This window comes from Lactimicrobium massiliense, from assembly GCF_900343155.1.
Taxonomy (GTDB): Bacteria; Bacillota_I; Bacilli_A; order Erysipelotrichales; family Erysipelotrichaceae; genus Bulleidia; species Bulleidia massiliensis.
In genome coordinates this window covers 118006-134926 of sequence record NZ_OUNG01000004.1, presented here as the reverse complement: position 1 = coordinate 134926, position 16921 = coordinate 118006, and the positions used below count along the sequence as shown (strand labels likewise).

Here is a 16921-nt window from a genome sequence, read left to right as displayed (position 1 = left end):
TATAATCCCGTTCTGGACAGGGGGAGATCACAATGGAAAGACGAAAATCCGGTTTTACACTGGCTGAACTTCTGATTGTGACTGCCATCATTGCCTGATTCATTTCTGCTGCATCTGCGGATGAACAAAAGTGTCATATATAAGAAAAAGCGGTGTGGGAGTAAGATCCTGCACCGCTTTTATGCTGACATAAGCGTGACAAATTATGTTCAGACATTTGTGGTATACTGACCTAGATTATCCTTCATGGGGAAGGAAAAAACGCTGCCGAACGGTATCATTCCAGTGATATAGTAAACAGCGGTATGGCATGCATTTTTTGATGCGTGGCAGATAACTGCGTATTTTTAACACGTTGAATGAATCACGGTGATGGAAGGTTTTTCCTGCATTCAAATAGCGGTGAATGTTGTTAGGGGTGTGAATATGAGGGAAGCTGAAGAATATCAGATTGACAGCTTTACGGAAATACCGGTTCCGTATGCTGTGTTTGAGCTGATCTATAATGCGACAGGTGATCTGGTGACGGATACCAGGTATGTCTTTGTCAATGATAAGTACTGCAGGGCAGCTGGCAGACAGCGGGAAGATCTGGTGGGAAAAACGTATCTTCAGGTGTATCCTGATGCGGATAACCGCTGGTTTGACTATTGCCTGCGGGCTGTGAAAGAGAAAAAAGCGTTTCACAGCAGATTGTATGAACCGCATATTTCCCACTGGCTGGATTTTACCGTGGCACCGGTGAACAGAGCGGGATGCGTGTCGTTTGTATTTGCAGCAGTGGACCGTGAACAGGAACTGCTTAATATCAGAAAGCGTGAAAATCTGACTGCCCAGACGATTCTGCGCATGTCAGAGATTCTCAGCAGTGGTGAGAACTACCAGGACAGTATCAACCATGTTCTGCAGGAACTCTCCAATGTGATTCATCCTGACCGTCTGTATGTTCTGGAAACCGACCGCATCACGGCATCCAATACCTTTGAGTGGTGTGCGCCCGGGGTGACACCGGAAATTGATACGCTGCAGAATCTGGATTATCAGGATTATCTGCAGGGCTGGGAACAATTTGCGGCTGCCCATACCAGTGTCGTCTTCTCTGATATTGCCGTGCTGAAGGAGAAAGATCCGCTCAACTATGAGAATCTGAAGCGGCAGGGCATCAGAAGACTGATGGCGGTGCCGTTCTACCAGAATGATGAATTGATCGGCTATCTTGGTGCTGATAACTATGAAGAGAGTGACAAGATCAATACCCAGCGGCTGCTGGAGACGGTGTCCTTCTTTATCGGATCCCGCATCATCAATCATCGTCTGATTGAGAATCTGAAGAAGATGAGCCGGTATGATATGCTCACCAGAGTACATAACCGCAATGCCATGATTGAAGATGTCAAAGATATGAAAGCAGGCAGCGGCAGTGTCGGGGTGGTGTATGCTGATATTAACGGTCTTAAGAAACTCAATGATGAAAAGGGACACCATGCCGGTGACCGTGCCATCTGCTTTGTGGCCCGCATCCTGAGTGAAACGTATGGGGAAGACAGTGTTTATCGTGAAGGTGGGGATGAGTTTGTTGTCCTGCTGAAAGATATTACCCGGGAAGAATTTGCCAATAAAAACCGCCGGCTCAGAAGATTGCTGGATCAGCAGAAGATGTACCATATCGCTATTGGCACTGCCTGGGACGAAGATGTCAGAAAACTGGAGAAAACCATCCGGCGGGCAGATCGTTTCATGTATATGCATAAAGCAGACTACTACATTCATCATGACCGCCGTAGGAAAAAGATAAAAGAAACAGGCAGGCAATGAGGTGCCGGATGCCGGTCATACCCCTCTTTCTGGCGTTCGTGCCAGAATAACAGACGGTTTGGTGCGGTGAGTGCAGTATGAGTGTTCCTGGCTGACTCGTTTTAGACGTGTATGTAGGGATTATTGCTGTGATACTGCTGCAATGACGCTGACCAGACAGAATGCTTGCTGCTTTGCCGTATGACCAGAAAACAAATCTCAGGAAACACCCTGACTTCGGTGTTCCCTGAGATTTTTATCAGTTATTGCACAAATCTGCAGCTATTGTTCTGAATTGGATTTCAAATGTTCGTCCAGAAGCTGGATCTGGCGCTCAACCTTCCTCATGATCTTTGTGAGTCTTGTTCTTGCCTGCGCCAGAATTTCCTGCTCAGAGGCATTCTGGTTGAGAATAGCATCGATTTCCTTCAGCGTCAGTCCGCAGGTCTGATATGCCATGATGGTTTTCAGTTTGGCAATGTCAGAACTGCTGTACATCTTACCATGCTGTTTCCCATTCCGGTTTGTCGGTTTCAGCAGGCCGATCTTATCATAGTAAAACAGTGTTTTGCGGGTGATGCCTGTTTCTTTGCATACATCGTGTACTGTTTTCATGGGCTGACTGGTATCAGCGAGTGTACAACCGTTCCCCGGCAGACCAGTCAAGCGGTACGTCTGTGTTTGTGTATGATTTTGTTTCATGATCACGTCCTCCTGTCAGAGGACGTGATTTTTTCGCGGATGGGCAGGGGAACCTGGCCTGTCTTCTCTTCAGAAAACTACTTGACAGTTCCCCTGCAGGACAGATGTAGACTGCGGATAAAGAGGAATGGGAGGTTATATGAAAGCAGTTAAACGGATCATGATACTGGTGGGGCTGTCCTGCACGCTGACAGCCGGGTGTGGAAAAAAGGCAGATACAGCTGCCCTGGCATCACCTGCGGAAAACACACCGCTGGCGCAGATGACTGCCCAGCCTGCAGCGGTGACGCCTGCCAGTCAGAATGGGGAAGCAGTGAGCCCGGAACTGAAGGAATTTCTTGACTCATATGAAGCGTTTGTGGATGAGTATGTTGCATTTATGCAGCAGTACAATGAGAATCCCAGTGATGCAGCAATGGCAGAATCGTATGCGCAGTACATGCAGAAGTATGCAGAGTTTGCACAGAAAGCGAACACGTATGCAGATCAGGAGGGAGAAATGTCCACTGCGGATGAGAATTATTTGATTGAGGTGATGTCACGCATTTCCATCAAGCTGAATCAGGCTGCTGTGAATATAGACCAGACCAATGGATGAACAGGGGGATAAGACGGGATTTCTGCTTTTAGAGAAAAAAGCAGGAATCCTTTTTCTTGCCGGGAAAGGAAAGCTGGAAACACAGAACAGTTACTGCCGGCAGCACCAGATAAAGCGGTACATAATGCATGGTCATGGCAGGGGCGGACATGGTTTCTGCCGGATGACAGTACCGGTTTGCCGTCATTCCCGATGCTTTCCCACCTGGTCAGACCATTCAGGAAAACTGCAGGCTTGTCTTTCAGAGACTTCTGTCTGCAGGCCTGCCATATGTCTTCGTCCATCAGTACAATCATCTCCTGAGATCTGTTCCCGGTACCGCTTTCAATGGTGAAAAATGCCGGGTTTTACAGACCGCTGGTGTTTTTGGAGTATAGTATTGGTGTCCTCGACACATGTTTTTGTCGTGGCAAGGATATAGGATAAAAAATGAATCATGTCTGCAAGAAAAAACTGAGGTCGGAAAGTGGTGTATCACTAAGTGTTGCATTGTTGTTTTTCGTTGTCTGTGCGGCCCTGGCATCGATGATTCTTGCTGCTGCCTATGCTGCATCGGGCAGAGTGACCAGTCGCATGACTCTGAATCAGGATCATTATGCGGTAGATTCTGCTGCTTCTTTGATCAGTGATGAACTGAAGAATGATGTCATCGTGATCCAGGAAAAGGCGGATGCAAAGCAGAATGAGGATGGTTCTTATACAGTTATAGATGACAGTGGAATCGATACCTCGTATTATGAGGTGAATCACAGTGTTTCCTCCATTGAGGATGCGATGGCATTGGTGGATGCTTCTGATCCATCCGTGCGGAATGTGACAAAAAACAATCAGTCGCTGCTGGTGAAAGAATATACTGGTATGTACAGTGCATATCTTGGGCATTATACGGATGATACGGCAAAGTTTTTTCAGGCCAGGCTGGCAAGTGCACCGCTTGATGGTTTATTGAAAAGCAGTGAAAGCTCGTTTGGCGTTACGGCCGGCAGTGATGACAGGCTGCAGTGCAATGCGGCGATGACGCTGGCACCAGATCTGTCTCTGGACATTGTTGTGACAAGCAACAGTTCTTCGGTTCATGTGTATTGTGCACCGGATGTTACAACGACATATACGTATGCCGTCAGAGATGAGGGTGATGTCAATGGTGTGCAGACAGTGACAAAGACGACGATGATTTCGTTTACAGAAGCAAAGGTGACGCGTTCATGAAGAAACTGACAAGCCGCAGGGGTGAAAGTATTGCCGAGGCATTGGCCGCATTACTGGTAGCAGTTCTGGGTGGACTGATGGCTGCAGGTGCGGTGGCATCCGCCAATAAGTCCATGGAAAAGACAGATGCCCTGATGCGCTCCTATTATGAAAGAATTACTGCTTTGGCAGATCGCTCCTCTGCCCGGAAAAGCTCATCAACAGCAGTGCTGAAAACATCTAAGGGAACCTGGTTTACCTTTTCCAGTGAGGGAAAAGATGGAAAAGGTGCGCCGGTAATCGTATATACCGAGCAGCAGGATGATCCACTGACATTCTACGATCCTGATTCCGGAAAGTAATCAGTAAGGAGAAGATATGGCCATTGAGAAAAGATGGAAAAATCGGGAATTTACACTGTCAGAAACAATGGCAGCCATTTTGATCATGGGCCTGGCTGGTCTGATCATTGTCGGCGGGTTTTCTGCTTATATCCGTTCCTGGCGGAGCATTACCAGAAAAGCAAATGCCGAGCTGTTTATATCAACGCTTGAAGTCAGGATGCAGGAAGAGCTGGAATACGCAACTGAGGTGGCGGTGAATGACGGGAAGGAAGTTGCCTGGTTTGCGGATGATGGTACCGGCTATGCCACCATGTTTGTAAAAGGTGAAAATGGCCGTCTGCTTGGCATCAGTACGAGTGCCAATCCGGATAACCTTGCGTCTGTGCCGGCTTCGGCTCTTGTCTCTGACGGAACGTCGGACGGCATGTATGCAACATATGACAATATTACATATGATGAAACGAGTCATGTATTTACAATCAATGAATTGACGATCAAAAGAGAATCAGATAACAGAACGCTGTATCAGTTGGGGACTGTGAAGATACAGAATGTGAATGATGCTCCGGTTGTGAAATAGTAAGTGAGATAGAAATGCGCAGATACAGCAGTAAAAACAGAAAAGGTTTCACGCTTGGCGAGATGCTGATAACAGTGGCAGTCGTGGCGATTCTTTCGGCCGTTGCCATTATTTCTGTTGTCGGCTACCTTTGGAATGTGCGGTTGCTGGATGCTGATCAGGCTGTTTATCCGCACAGTGTGCCACATCGGTATCAATATGAAAACAACAATAGTACTGATACGCAGAATGCGCAGACATGGTATGGCGATTGGTATCAGCGTGGGACGACACAGTCTGCGATGAATTCGATTTACGGCCTGAATATATCCATTGATCCTGTCGAAAATGACGGAAAAGATAACAACGGAAATAATCCTTCCAATGGTGGTGGAAAAGAAAACACCGGGAATAATCCTGCGCCTGCAAAAATTTCTGAAATTTTTGCATCTAAGCCGAATGAAGTGAATCTGGCTTCCGGCACATTGCTGCAGGATGATCAGGGAAATTATGTTCTTCTTTACAGGTATAATCAGTGGTATCGACCGTGCGATGGGACAGCAGAGAATTTTGTTTCAATAAATTCTTCAAATGCAAAGGTAATAGATCAATCAACGGAAATACTTGAGACTCCGGAGCAAGGTTTCACCAGTGCTTTACCGGCAGGAACAATTGCCAGGGATGGAGATAACTACTATGTGCTGAACTATGATTGCCAGTATAATCAGTACTGGCATTTGAAACCAGATCAGGATATGGGTGCCTGGTCAGTCATCACAGGAAAATTGCCGACGTTTTAATGGCAAGGCTGCGGTCGCCTCGGGCAGTATTCCTGCTGTACCTGGCAGGTATGTGGTAAGCGGCAGAATTGTGCTGCAGCATCGTTCTGATGTGCTGGACAAAGATGGCAGAAAGACCGGTGATCAGTGGTCGGATGCCAATGTTGTGTATGCGTCTTCTGATAAGCAGAATGTGACGGTGACATTGAAATAAGACTAGAAAGGGAGGGGCAGATGAGAAGCAGAGAGGGCCGTATGAGTGGTTTGGAAATGGTGCTGGTGGTGGTGCTGTGTCTGGAGGGGTTGTTTCTGGCATGGTGCGGATATCGCTGGTATCAGCAGCGTCTTGCCCATGGCAATGATTCTCTGCGTGTGAATACGGCCCTTTCTGTTGCCCGCATCAATTCCAGCAATGGGGCTGACTGTCCTGTGGATGGTTCTTCTTCCCAAAACTGTGTGCATTGGAATGGCACGGAATACATTGGCTACTATGACGGGGTTGCCAACAAGATTGTTGGTGACAAACCAGATGGTTATAACCAGTCATCTGAAATGGATATTGACGGGAAAACCTATACCGGCAAGCCCGGTACGATGGTGATTCAGGTCGAAACCGGCAATGGTGAAGTTCATCTGTCCTGGGTTCTGGGGAGGGCTTCTTCATGAGTATCTATCTCTCCACAGGTCTTTGTGTTTATGTATGTGTGCTGGCCTTTGTGCTTGGTACGATCTTTGCCAGTTTTGTGACCTGTCAGGCAGACCGCATTGTGGCGCATGAGCCATGGTGGAAGGGACGCTCGCACTGTGATGTGTGCGGACATGTACTTGGTGCATCGGATCTGGTTCCGATTGTCAGCTGGCTTGTGCATCGTGGCAGATGTCAGTACTGCCATGCCAGGCTGTCTGCACGCTATGTGTGGATTGAACTGCTGAGCGGCATTGTATTTGTGGTGTATGTACTTGTACATGGCACCATCGATTTCATCCTGTTCCGTGATCTTGCCTTCCTGTGCTGTCTGTTAGGACTGTCACTGGTGGATCTGGCCATCCAGGAGATTCCGGATGGCTACCTGCTGTTTTCACTGGCGGTGTGGGCATTGGCTGGCATCGGGCATCTGTCCTACTATTGGAATGTGCTTGTCGGGCTTGTGATTGCAGGATCCTTACTGCTGCTGTCACTGCTGATGGATCACATTCTGAAGAAGGAAAGCATGGGCGGCGGTGACATCAAACTGTTCTTTGTAGTCGGGTGTTATCTTGGCTTTGGTTCTGGTCTTTTTGCCCTGATATTGTCGTGTATAGCAGGTTTGATCTTTGTGGTAGCATGGAAACGTGAAAAAATACCCTTTGGACCGTCTATTGCGATAGGCACACTGGCTGCTTTGCTGGTGGGACCGTGGGTTGTGCAGTGGTATCTTGGCCTGTTTGGCATGTAGAAAGAGGTGGATATGGCACGGGAAATACTTGGTGTGGATATTGGCAGCAAGCGTGTGAAGCTGTGTGTAGTGCGCAATGGTGAGATTGTGCAGACAGCTTTGCTGGATACACCGGAAAATGCGGTGAGGAATGATTCTCTGGCTGCTTATGAGGCAATGGGATCACTGCTTCGTGAGGGTATGAAGGAGAATGGTATCCATTGCCGCCGGGCAGCTCTTATTGTGCCGGATCCGGATGCGTATATGCGCCGGCTGCGCATGCCGCTGATGACAGAGAAGCAATTAGCAGTCAATCTGCCGTATGAGTTTCATGATGTGATCACGGATAACAAAGATCATTATCTGTATGACTATGCCATGATTGATACGCATGGCATAGATGCAAATGCCAGGGAGATGGAGCTGATGGCTGGTGCTGTCAGCAAGGAAAAGATTGCGGCATATCAGGAGATGTTCCATCATGCCGGCATGAAGCTGGTCATGGCAGCACCCCGCCAGATGGCACTTGTCAGTGTGCTGCGGGCCTTCGCGGATACATGCGGGCATGGGGATGTGGCCCTGGTGGATCTTGGTGATTCCTATACGCGTGTCGATCTGTTCCGGGATGGTACGTATGAGGCAACCCGTACGATTGATACCGGTGTGGCAGCGATTGCCGGTGCAGTAGGCGATGTGATGAATGTGGATCCGCATGTGGCCCGCGGTTATCTGCGCAATGATCAGGATCAGGTGCTGGAGAGTGAGGCACTTGCCAATGTGTACAATGTGATTGCGGTGGAGATCATGCGTGCCATTAATTACTACACATATGAGAATCAGAACAATACGCTGGAGAAGCTGTATGTGTATGGCGGCGGCAGTCATCTGAAGCAGCTGGTAGGTTCCATTGCGGACAGTCTGAGCAGTCTGCAGGTTGTGCCGGTGGATGCGATGGATCCAAATGCACCAAAAGAACTGGAAGATCAATTGACTTCCTTTGGCATTGCAAGGGAGGCGGCATAATGGCAGACAAGAGTATTCTCAAGAAAGAGATTCATCCGGTCAAAGTACATTATCCTTCAAAGAAAGTGATGAACTTTGTCCATGATGAACAGGCAAAGACAGATCGTCATGCCATCGTGGTCTTTATCATCTTCCTGCTGTTTCTGGCCGTGTTTACCAAGCTGTTTGTGATCAATCCGCTGAATAAGGTCAATCAGCTGGAATCCAATTACAACCAGATGGCAGCCCAGGTGCAGCAGTATCAGGAAACGTTAGGCAATTATGATTCTGTCAAGGCTGCATATGATGATAAGGCTGGCTCCTTCCTGACAGATGATGAGAAACAGGAATTGAACCGCACGGATATTCTGGATATGATCCAGGAAGATGTGGCGCCGTATGTGGGCATTTCCAGCATCAAGATTGCTGGGGCACAGGTATCTGTGTTTACGGATGATACAACGCTGGATACGGTTTCCGGCATCATTGCCAGACTGCAGGCAGATTCCCGCAATGGCTATGTCACGGTTACGACAACTTCCAGTTCTGATCAGAGTAATAATGATCTTGTGCAGGCGGATATTGAGATCACCTATGGCAGTGTGGCGGAAGGAGGCAATCAGTAATGTTTTCCTATAAGTTCTCTTTGCGTGAGAAGATTCTGTTATTGATCTGCCTGGTGATTGCTCTGGGCATCTTCTATTATGAAGTTGCTTTCAAAGGTTTCCAGAGTGCTGCGAAACAATATGATACAAGCGAGCTGCAGACGCAGCTGACCGTTCTGCAGAGCCAGGCGGCCAGGCAGAAACAGATGCAGAACTATCTTGACAGCAATGCATCGGTATCTGTTGGCACCGTAGCTGTGTATAACAATCTTGCTAATGAAGTTTCTGAACTTGGCAGCATTCTTTCGGATAAGGCTTCTCAGGTGTCCATTACCTGGAGTGAGCCGACTCTGACGGACAACATTGTGCGCCGTCAGGCAGCGATCAGTTTTCATACGGGCAGCTATGGGGATGCCCGCAGTCTGGTAGATGCCATTGCCCGGTGCAGATATCGCTGTCTGCTGGCTGATGTGTCAATGTCAGGCAGCGGTGATGAGGATCTGGCCTCCAGCAAGGATGTGGCTGTCAGTCTGAATGTGACGTTCTTTGAGACAACAGATGGTGCAGCCAGTACTTCTGGTCTGGTGCAGCAGCAGACGGATACAGACAGTGATAATGGAACGGTGAGTAGTGTCGAAAACCCGGAAGGCAACTGATAGGTATCTGACGGCTGAGAAGCCGGAGATATAAAAAATTGCGGCCAAGGCGCAATAAAAACAACTTTGGAACTCGTTCTTTCAAAACTGAATCTTCAATGCTTACAGCTCATCCTTTATCCAGGCATCAAGATGGATATTGATGCCGGCAAAGATTGCGAAGAAAGCATGCTTGGATCCATTACGGATTTTCATCTGGTGAAGATGATAGTCGTTCAGGATTCTGGTGTTCATTCTTTCTGTCGAAGTTCTGTTCCGGTAAATCTCTTTCCACTTTTCAGACCTGTATGGAACAGGTCCGAAGAGCCGGATGTCATCACCGTCATTGACGTATATCGTTCTTCCATAAGCGGAAGAACTGCACTCATTCGCAAATGGACAGGAGGAAATCTTATTCATCCTGAGTGGGCAGCGGAATTTTCTGCGCTTTCTCTGAATGTCGTAGCCATAGTCATACATCGGTGTTCCATTCGGACAAACAGGCACGCCATTCTCATTCAGCTTGAACTTATCAAAGGGATTGTCCCCAGCAGACCGTTGATTGCGGTCGATGATTGGAATAATATTCTTGTGACGGAAGAACTGAAAGATGGCAAGACTGTCAGAAGCTGCGTCAAAGCACATGTATCGCGGGTGGATATCGGGATTCATGTCAAACAGACGTGCTGAGGCAGATATGGTGGTCAAAGCATCGTGCCGTGAGGCTTTCTCAAGATCGATATAGATAGGCAAGTCTACTGATCTATGGGGATTGTGGTGCGAGATGTTGTAAAGAGTGTAGCCGAGATAGTAGGACTCAAGATCACTGTCCCATCCGATGTCAGCGTCAGGTGCAGAATAGCGGACGAGAGGATTTCCATCCTTATCCAATTTGACTTTGTGGCCAAATGGAGAGGCGTGGATGTGAAGCGAAGAACCATCTCCGGACAAGATGAGATTATTCGACTCAATGAATCCCATGTCGGAAGAAGGAATCACAGCCAGTGCATTGAAGAGAGACTGAAGTGTGTAGATCATCCGATCCCGATCCCATTCGGCGCCGTTTTTATATTTGTCAGCGAGAAATAAGGTTTCGGAATGTGAATAGTTAATCAGCTTGTCATGGTTCTTGGGTTTCTTTTGAGAAGGCTTCGTATAGTAACCCTGCTGCAGCAGATCAGAGAGATGTGGATCTGAGTGCGTTAAACGATTGATAAAGTCGTAATGAGAAGCAGGACCAGGCGGAGAGAAAGAGCCAATCAGCCATTGAAGCAGAGAATCAGAAGACAGATCTGCACACCAGTTATGAATGGACAAATACCCGAGGTGCTGCATGAGAATGAAGGACCGGATGAGCACAGCGGGGTCATGAGCCGGACGGCCGGTAACAGAGTAGAGAGGAAACAGAACATCTACGGCAAGATCGACGTCCAGCTTCCGAAGCTTATGCAAAGCAGAATGGAACTTAGAAGTATCCAGTCGTTTAAGCTGAGCATAACCAAGATGATCTTTTTCATCCCTAAGGAAAGCACGATATTCCAGGGACGAAGAGATATGTTTGAGCATTTCACTCACCTCCCACCTTTTCAAGAAAAGCGAGCGAAGCGAGCAGGGCACGCTTGAAATTTTGTCAAGAGTTGACAGCGAAAAAGTGGGGGGATTATGAAATGAGGAGCACAGAGAAAAGAGCGTTGCCTGTACTCCTAAGAGTTTTCGACAACGCTCACGGTATTTAAGGGGGATGCCACCTACAACTGATGTCTGAAGGACAAGGGGATGCAAATGCACAATCTGAGCAAAGAACAAAGAGAGATTTATGAGAGGATGCCCATTGCCATGGCCCTGTATGCAACAGATGAGCATGGCAGGACGGTATGTGTATGTGTTTCGGATGGTATGTGCGCGTTCTGCCAGCGGAAACGTGAGGATCTGGTTAGGCTGCTGGATGAGAGCATGTTTTCGCTTGTTCATCCTGAGGATGCCGGCCGGATGGAAAAGATCGGCAGGGATTTTGCACGTCATCTGTGTGAGTACAATGTGGTGTATCGCCTGAAAACCTGGGCCTCGGATGAGAATTACCGGTATGTGCATACCATTGGTGGCTGGCAGAAGATGCCGGATGGGCAGGAGCTTGCCATGCTTGTCTATAACAGTGTGGATGAGGCAGTATCGGTCAATTACAGCTTGATCAGGGAGTACCAGCAGCTGCAGAAGGATTATTTCTATACGGATATTCTGACAGAGCTGCCCAATGCAAATTTCATGCGGGTATTCGGCAATCAGAAGATCAATCAGTGTCTGCTGGAAGCGGGCAGTGCCGCCGCCTGGTATTTTGATGTCAGCGGCATGCATGCCTTTAACAGCCGCTATGGACTGCAGGAAGGTGACAGGCTGCTGACAGCGGCAGCACATGCGCTGCGCAATTCATTTACGGATGGTCTTGTCTGCCGGGGATCGGATGATCATTTTCTGGTGGTTTCACCTTTTGACAGGGCAAAGATCGATGTACTGATGCAGAAGATCAACGAAGAAGTCAGAGCATCGGTATCAGAGCCTGTATTGGGTCTGCGGGCAGGGATCTGTCAGGCAGACCAGCATATGCAGATTGTGGAAGCACTTGACAATGCGCATTCTGGCTTGAAAGAGATTGGCGCCAATCTGAATGTGATGTGGCGTCTTTATACGCCGGAGACAGAAAAGCGCAGCATGATGTCCCATCAGCTGCTCACGGGGTTTCAGGAGGCTTTGGAGCAGCACTGGATACAGCCGTATTTTCAGCCGATTGTAGATGGCAGAACAGGACAGATTGTGTTCTGTGAATCCCTTGCCAGATGGAAAGATCCTTCTTTAGGCGTGCTGCAGCCGGGAACGTTTATTCCGGTGCTGCGCAGGTTCCATCTGCTTTACAGGCTTGATCTGTATATTCTGCAGCAGGTGTGCAGGATGCTGCAGGAGTGCAGAGCAAAGCAGCAGAAAATTGTGCCGGTGTCCGTGAACTTCTCGCGTCAGGATTTTGATATGCCGGATCTGGCCGCCAGAATCGATGGAATCGTGACCGCCAGCCATCTGACGCCTGACAGCATCATGATTGAGATTACGGAGCAGGATATTTCAGATGCACCGGATCGGATGCGGGCTCAGATTGAAGAGATTCACAGGCGTGGCTATGCGTTGTGGATGGATGATTTTGGCTCCGGGTATTCATCGCTGAATGTGATGGATGAATTTCCGTTTGATCTGATCAAGTTTGATCAGAAGCTGCTGATGAACCGCAACAGCGGCCGCTGCGGCAACAGTTATATCCTGGCAGCGATGACATCCATTGCCGGCAAGCTTGGCATCAGAAGTCTGGCAGAAGGGGTGGAAAAGGAAGATGATCTGCGCTTTCTGCAGCAGATCGGCTGCCAGTATGCGCAGGGATTCCTGTTCTACAGGCCGATGGAGGCAGCCTCATTTGCTGCCCTGCTGGAAGAAAAGTAGGAATTATGCAGAAGATTGTGCTGCGTGCAGATGATATACGGGATCAGAAAGCACTGATTGCCAGTGTGCAGACATGGTTTGATACTGTGTGTGGCACATTGGCTCGTTTTGAGAGTGTGCTGAATGAATGGGGACAGGATGTGTGCTTCATTCTGACACCGGTGAATACAGACAAGATCTGTGCAGAGCGGTATGCATATCGGGTGCTGCTGGCGATTGGCAGGGCAGCCCAGGTGAATCCGCATGTGCAGGTGCGGTTTGCGCGTTAACCTTATTTATATAAGCAAAGTGATGTAAGCCATGAAAATTCAGGCGGCGGTGTCAATCCGGCATCGATTCCAGGCCTGTTTTTTCCGGCTTTTTCTTTTTGCGTAATTTTGCAAAAAACCTGAGAAAAAGGCTTGTCTTGGGGCTGATGAGGTGATACTATAGCATGGCACTCGCGTAGATATGGGAGATTGCCGGCACGCCAATGTCCGTGGACACGGTGTGACAACCGGGGAACTCTCATGGAGCGATCCCGTAAACGGGAGTGAATACAAGGAGGAAAAATTCATGGCAAAAAATTCTGTAAGAATTCGTCTGAAGGCTTACGAGAACAGAAGTCTGGATGCGGCTGCCGAGAAGATCGTGACAACTGCCAACGGACACGGCGCTAAGAAGATCGTCGGACCTGTTCCGCTGCCGACGGAGCGTGAGGTCGTTACGGTCCTGCGCTCTGTTCACAAGGACAAGGATTCCCGTGAGCAGTTTGAAATCCGTACACACAAGAGACTGATTGAGATTATTGGCCCGAGTGCTGAAACGATTGATGCGCTGAGCAGACTGGATCTGCCGTCTGGTGTGGATATTGAAATCAAGCTTTAAAGAAAGGAACCAGGTATAGAACATGAAGGGTATCTTAGGAAGAAAGCTGGGTATGACTCAGGTCTTCACCATCGATGGAACACTGATTCCTGTGACTGTCATCGATGTGAAGCCGAATGTTGTACTGCAGAAGAAGACAAAGGAAAATGACGGCTATGAGGCTGTTCAGCTTGGCTATGAGGATGTGAAAGAGCATCGTTCCAACAAGCCGGCAATCGGACATGCCAAGAAGGCCAATACAGCGCCGAAGCATTACATCAGAGAAGTAAGAGCTGATGAAATGATGAACCTTGAGGTTGGTGCTGAAGTAAAGGCAGATCTGTTCAAGACTGGTGATGTGGTTGATGTCCAGGGTGTTTCCAAGGGACACGGCTTCATGGGCACAATTGTGAGAAACAATGCGTCCAGAGGACCGATGAGCCATGGTTCCGGCCATCACAGACACATTGGTTCTCTTGCTACAAACGGCCGTAACAACGGTGTTGTCAACAAGGGCACTGTGATGCCTGGCCATGAGGGCTGCTACACAACAACCAATCAGAACCTGACTGTGATCAAGGCTGATGCAGATGAGGGCTATATCCTCGTCAAGGGCAATGTACCAGGACCGAAGCATGGTCTGGTACTGATCCACACAACTGTCAAGCCGGTTAAGGAAGTCAAGGTTCCTGAGCTGATCTCTTATGAGGGCGGTTCTGTTGAGGAAGAGCTCAACAAGGTTGAGAACACGATCAACGCGGAGCTGGCTGAGGAAGAGAAGGCCATCGAAGCTGCTGAGGCTGCCAAGAAGGCTGCTGCAAGCGCTGCCCGCAAGGGAAAGAAGTAAGGAGGAACAACAATGGCACAGATTGACGTATACAATCAGGAAGCTGCAGTTGTAAAGCAGGTTGAACTGAATGATGCTGTGTTCGGCATTGAGCCGAATCAGCAGGCCATCTATGACGCTGTCCTTGTCTACCTTGCAGGTTGCAGACAGGGCACACATTCCACACTGACAAGAGCATTTGTCTCCGGAACTGGCAAGAAGCCGTTCAAGCAGAAGGGTACAGGCCGTGCCCGTCAGGGTTCCACACGTGCTACCCAGTGGAGACATGGTGCAATTGCCTTCGGACCTCATCCGAGAAAGTACAATCTCAAGATGAACCGCAAGGTGAGAAGACTGGCTTACCGCTCTGCTCTGAGTGAGAAGCTGGCTGACAACAGCCTGACTGTTGTTGAGAATCTCAACTTTGATGAGATCAAGACAAAGAAGGCTGTGGCACTGATGAATGCATTCAAGTTCGACAGAAAGACACTGTTTGTTGCAGACGCTGCTGAGGACTTCGACAATGCATATGTCTCAATGAGAAATATTCCGAATGCAACACTGGTTACCGTACCGATGCTGAATGTCTATGACATTGCCAATGCGGACCGTGTTGTGTTTACGGAAGCTGCTGCTGCCAAGGCAGGGGAGGTATTCGCAGAATGAGCGCACGTGATATTATCGTCAGACCGATCGTTACCGAGAAGGCAACAAAGATGCAGGCCAATGGCAACTGGATTGAGTTCGAGGTTGCCCGCGACACCAACAAGTCTGCGGTAGCTCAGGCTGTTCAGGAGATCTACCACATCAAGCCGGTTGCGGTAAACATTGTCAACACCAAGCCGAAGGTCAGAAGAGTTGGCCGTTATTCCGGCAAGGTCAGAGCTGTCAAGAAGGCAATGGTCAAGCTGCCTGAGGGACAGACAATCGATATCTATCATTCCGAGGACTGAGGATATCAAACTATCGGAGGAACACGCTATCTCCGGATAAACTGCGAAAGGAAAGAAGAAAATGGCAATTATTAAATACAAGCCTACCAGCAACGGCCGCAGAAATATGTCTTCGCTGGACAATCGTGGCAGAATCACAAAGCACGAGCCAGAAAAGAGTCTGTTGGCGCCGAAGCACTCCAAGGGAGGCAGAAACAACAATGGCCGCATCACAACACGTCATCAGGGCGGTGGTGTGAAGCAGAAGTACAGAGTTATTGATTTCAGAAGAAACAAGGACAATGTTCCGGCTAAGGTTGCCGGCATTGAGTACGATCCGAACCGTACAGCTAATATCGCTCTGCTGCATTATGCAGATGGTGAGAAGAGATACATCCTGTGCCCGGCTGAGCTGAATGTCGGTGATACAGTTGTGTCCGGTCCGGCTGTGGATATCAAGCCGGGCAATGCCCTGGAGCTGAAGAACATCCCTGAAGGTACCATTGTTCATAACGTTGAGCTGGTTGCCGGCAAGGGTGGTCAGATGGCAAGAGCTGCAGGTTCCTATGCTCAGATTCTGGGCTTTGAAGGAAGCTTCTGCACGCTGCGTCTGATGTCTGGCGAGGTCAGAAAGGTTCATTCCAACTGCCGCGCTACCATTGGTACTGTTGGCAATGGCGACTGGAACCTGGTCAATCTTGGCAAGGCCGGCCGCAACAGATGGAGAGGTATTCGTCCTACCGTTCGTGGTTCTGCCATGAACCCGGTTGATCACCCGCATGGTGGTGGTGAAGGTAAGGCTCCGGTTGGCCGTAAGTCCCCGATGACACCTTGGGGCAAGAAGGCTATGGGCGTGAAGACACGTCAGCCGAAGAAGAAGAGCAATGCCTTGATCGTCAGAAGACGCAATGGGAAATAAGCTGAAAGGAGAATAAGAGATGTCAAGAAGCATTAAAAAGGGTCCTTTCTGTGATGCTTACCTTCTGAAGAAGGTCGAGGAACAGAACAAGGCCAACAAGCATGAAGTCATTAAGACATGGTCCCGCCGTTCAACGATTTTCCCGAGTTTCGTGGAACATACATTCGCTGTTTATAACGGCAAGGAACATGTTCCGGTCTATGTGACAGAAGATATGGTCGGCCATAAGCTCGGTGAGTTTGTTCCGACCAGAAAGTTTGGCGGACATGGTTCCGACAAGGCTGCGTAAGGGAGGAT

Annotated in this window: 23 protein-coding genes; 21 read left to right on the top strand and 2 right to left on the bottom strand. The window is 48.8% G+C overall.

The window, feature by feature from the left end; all coding sequences use genetic code 11:
* Positions 1-32 precede the first annotated feature (32 nt).
* The gene (locus DHU66_RS12680; protein ID WP_108775684.1) at positions 33-98 is read left to right on the top strand and encodes a prepilin-type N-terminal cleavage/methylation domain-containing protein; all 66 of its coding nucleotides are present in this window, start codon (positions 33-35) and stop codon (positions 96-98) included.
* 328 nt (positions 99-426) lie between these two features.
* Entirely contained in the window at positions 427-1815 is a 1389-nt protein-coding gene (locus tag DHU66_RS08575; RefSeq protein WP_167836336.1) for a sensor domain-containing diguanylate cyclase, read from the top strand.
* 261 nt (positions 1816-2076) lie between these two features.
* Here the strand turns inward: DHU66_RS08575 and DHU66_RS08570 are convergent, their stop codons facing one another.
* Positions 2077-2496, bottom strand: a complete 420-nt coding sequence (locus tag DHU66_RS08570) for a MerR family transcriptional regulator (RefSeq protein ID WP_108775535.1) — start codon at positions 2494-2496, stop codon at positions 2077-2079.
* Positions 2497-2635: 139 nt separating this feature from the next.
* Between DHU66_RS08570 and DHU66_RS08565 the strand changes: the two genes are divergently transcribed.
* From DHU66_RS08565 to DHU66_RS08520, 11 genes are all read left to right on the top strand, one after another.
* Positions 2636-3094, top strand: coding sequence for a DUF6591 domain-containing protein (locus DHU66_RS08565; protein WP_108775534.1), 459 nt, complete (start codon positions 2636-2638; stop codon positions 3092-3094).
* A 429-nt stretch (positions 3095-3523) separates the two neighbouring features.
* Complete coding sequence (locus DHU66_RS08560) at positions 3524-4303, top strand: hypothetical protein (RefSeq protein ID WP_108775533.1); 780 nt, start codon at positions 3524-3526, stop codon at positions 4301-4303.
* Entirely contained in the window at positions 4300-4644 is a 345-nt protein-coding gene (locus DHU66_RS08555) for a hypothetical protein (RefSeq protein ID WP_108775532.1), read from the top strand. The genes DHU66_RS08560 and DHU66_RS08555 overlap by 4 nt, the downstream gene beginning before the upstream one ends.
* A gap of 16 nt (positions 4645-4660) precedes the next feature.
* Complete coding sequence (locus DHU66_RS08550; RefSeq protein WP_108775531.1) at positions 4661-5206, top strand: PulJ/GspJ family protein; 546 nt, start codon at positions 4661-4663, stop codon at positions 5204-5206.
* A 14-nt stretch (positions 5207-5220) separates the two neighbouring features.
* Entirely contained in the window at positions 5221-5985 is a 765-nt protein-coding gene (locus DHU66_RS08545) for a prepilin-type N-terminal cleavage/methylation domain-containing protein (RefSeq protein ID WP_108775530.1), read from the top strand.
* Positions 5986-6037: 52 nt separating this feature from the next.
* On the top strand, positions 6038-6178 hold the full coding sequence (locus DHU66_RS12220) for a hypothetical protein (protein ID WP_167836335.1): 141 nt from the start codon (positions 6038-6040) through the stop codon (positions 6176-6178).
* Positions 6179-6198: 20 nt separating this feature from the next.
* On the top strand, positions 6199-6630 hold the full coding sequence (locus DHU66_RS08540) for a hypothetical protein (RefSeq protein ID WP_108775529.1): 432 nt from the start codon (positions 6199-6201) through the stop codon (positions 6628-6630).
* Positions 6627-7400 carry a prepilin peptidase gene (locus DHU66_RS08535; protein ID WP_108775528.1) on the top strand — a complete coding sequence of 258 codons (774 nt, stop codon included), beginning with the start codon at positions 6627-6629 and terminating at the stop codon, positions 7398-7400. Before DHU66_RS08540 ends, DHU66_RS08535 begins: the two co-directional genes overlap by 4 nt.
* A 12-nt stretch (positions 7401-7412) precedes the next feature.
* Positions 7413-8402 carry a pilus assembly protein PilM gene (pilM, locus tag DHU66_RS08530; protein WP_108775527.1) on the top strand — a complete coding sequence of 330 codons (990 nt, stop codon included), beginning with the start codon at positions 7413-7415 and terminating at the stop codon, positions 8400-8402.
* Positions 8402-9007 carry a hypothetical protein gene (locus DHU66_RS08525; RefSeq protein WP_108775526.1) on the top strand — a complete coding sequence of 202 codons (606 nt, stop codon included), beginning with the start codon at positions 8402-8404 and terminating at the stop codon, positions 9005-9007. Before pilM ends, DHU66_RS08525 begins: the two co-directional genes overlap by 1 nt.
* On the top strand, positions 9007-9642 hold the full coding sequence (locus tag DHU66_RS08520) for a hypothetical protein (protein ID WP_108775525.1): 636 nt from the start codon (positions 9007-9009) through the stop codon (positions 9640-9642). The genes DHU66_RS08525 and DHU66_RS08520 overlap by 1 nt, the downstream gene beginning before the upstream one ends.
* A 102-nt stretch (positions 9643-9744) precedes the next feature.
* Here DHU66_RS08520 and DHU66_RS12060 read toward each other — a convergent pair whose 3' ends face one another.
* Entirely contained in the window at positions 9745-11187 is a 1443-nt protein-coding gene (locus tag DHU66_RS12060) for a transposase (RefSeq protein WP_167836334.1), read from the bottom strand.
* Positions 11188-11403: 216 nt separating this feature from the next.
* On the opposite strand from DHU66_RS12060, the gene DHU66_RS08505 reads away from it, so the two are divergent.
* From DHU66_RS08505 to rpsS, 8 genes are all read left to right on the top strand, one after another.
* Positions 11404-13101 carry an EAL domain-containing protein gene (locus DHU66_RS08505; RefSeq protein ID WP_167836333.1) on the top strand — a complete coding sequence of 566 codons (1698 nt, stop codon included), beginning with the start codon at positions 11404-11406 and terminating at the stop codon, positions 13099-13101.
* A 5-nt stretch (positions 13102-13106) separates the two neighbouring features.
* Complete coding sequence (locus DHU66_RS08500) at positions 13107-13370, top strand: hypothetical protein (protein WP_108775523.1); 264 nt, start codon at positions 13107-13109, stop codon at positions 13368-13370.
* A 286-nt stretch (positions 13371-13656) separates the two neighbouring features.
* Positions 13657-13968, top strand: coding sequence for a 30S ribosomal protein S10 (gene rpsJ, locus DHU66_RS08495; RefSeq protein ID WP_108775522.1), 312 nt, complete (start codon positions 13657-13659; stop codon positions 13966-13968).
* 22 nt (positions 13969-13990) lie between these two features.
* On the top strand, positions 13991-14794 hold the full coding sequence (rplC, locus tag DHU66_RS08490; RefSeq protein ID WP_108775521.1) for a 50S ribosomal protein L3: 804 nt from the start codon (positions 13991-13993) through the stop codon (positions 14792-14794).
* A gap of 12 nt (positions 14795-14806) precedes the next feature.
* Positions 14807-15439, top strand: coding sequence for a 50S ribosomal protein L4 (gene rplD / locus DHU66_RS08485; protein WP_108775520.1), 633 nt, complete (start codon positions 14807-14809; stop codon positions 15437-15439).
* Positions 15436-15726: a 50S ribosomal protein L23 gene (gene rplW, locus DHU66_RS08480; protein WP_108775519.1), complete on the top strand. Its 291-nt coding sequence runs from the start codon at positions 15436-15438 to the stop codon at positions 15724-15726. The genes rplD and rplW overlap by 4 nt, the downstream gene beginning before the upstream one ends.
* Before the next feature lie 61 nt (positions 15727-15787).
* Positions 15788-16624: a 50S ribosomal protein L2 gene (rplB, locus tag DHU66_RS08475; protein WP_108775518.1), complete on the top strand. Its 837-nt coding sequence runs from the start codon at positions 15788-15790 to the stop codon at positions 16622-16624.
* Between the two features lie 19 nt (positions 16625-16643).
* A complete protein-coding gene (rpsS, locus tag DHU66_RS08470) occupies positions 16644-16913 on the top strand; it encodes a 30S ribosomal protein S19 (RefSeq protein WP_108775517.1) in 270 nt (89 codons plus the stop codon).
* Positions 16914-16921: the final 8 nt, after the last annotated feature.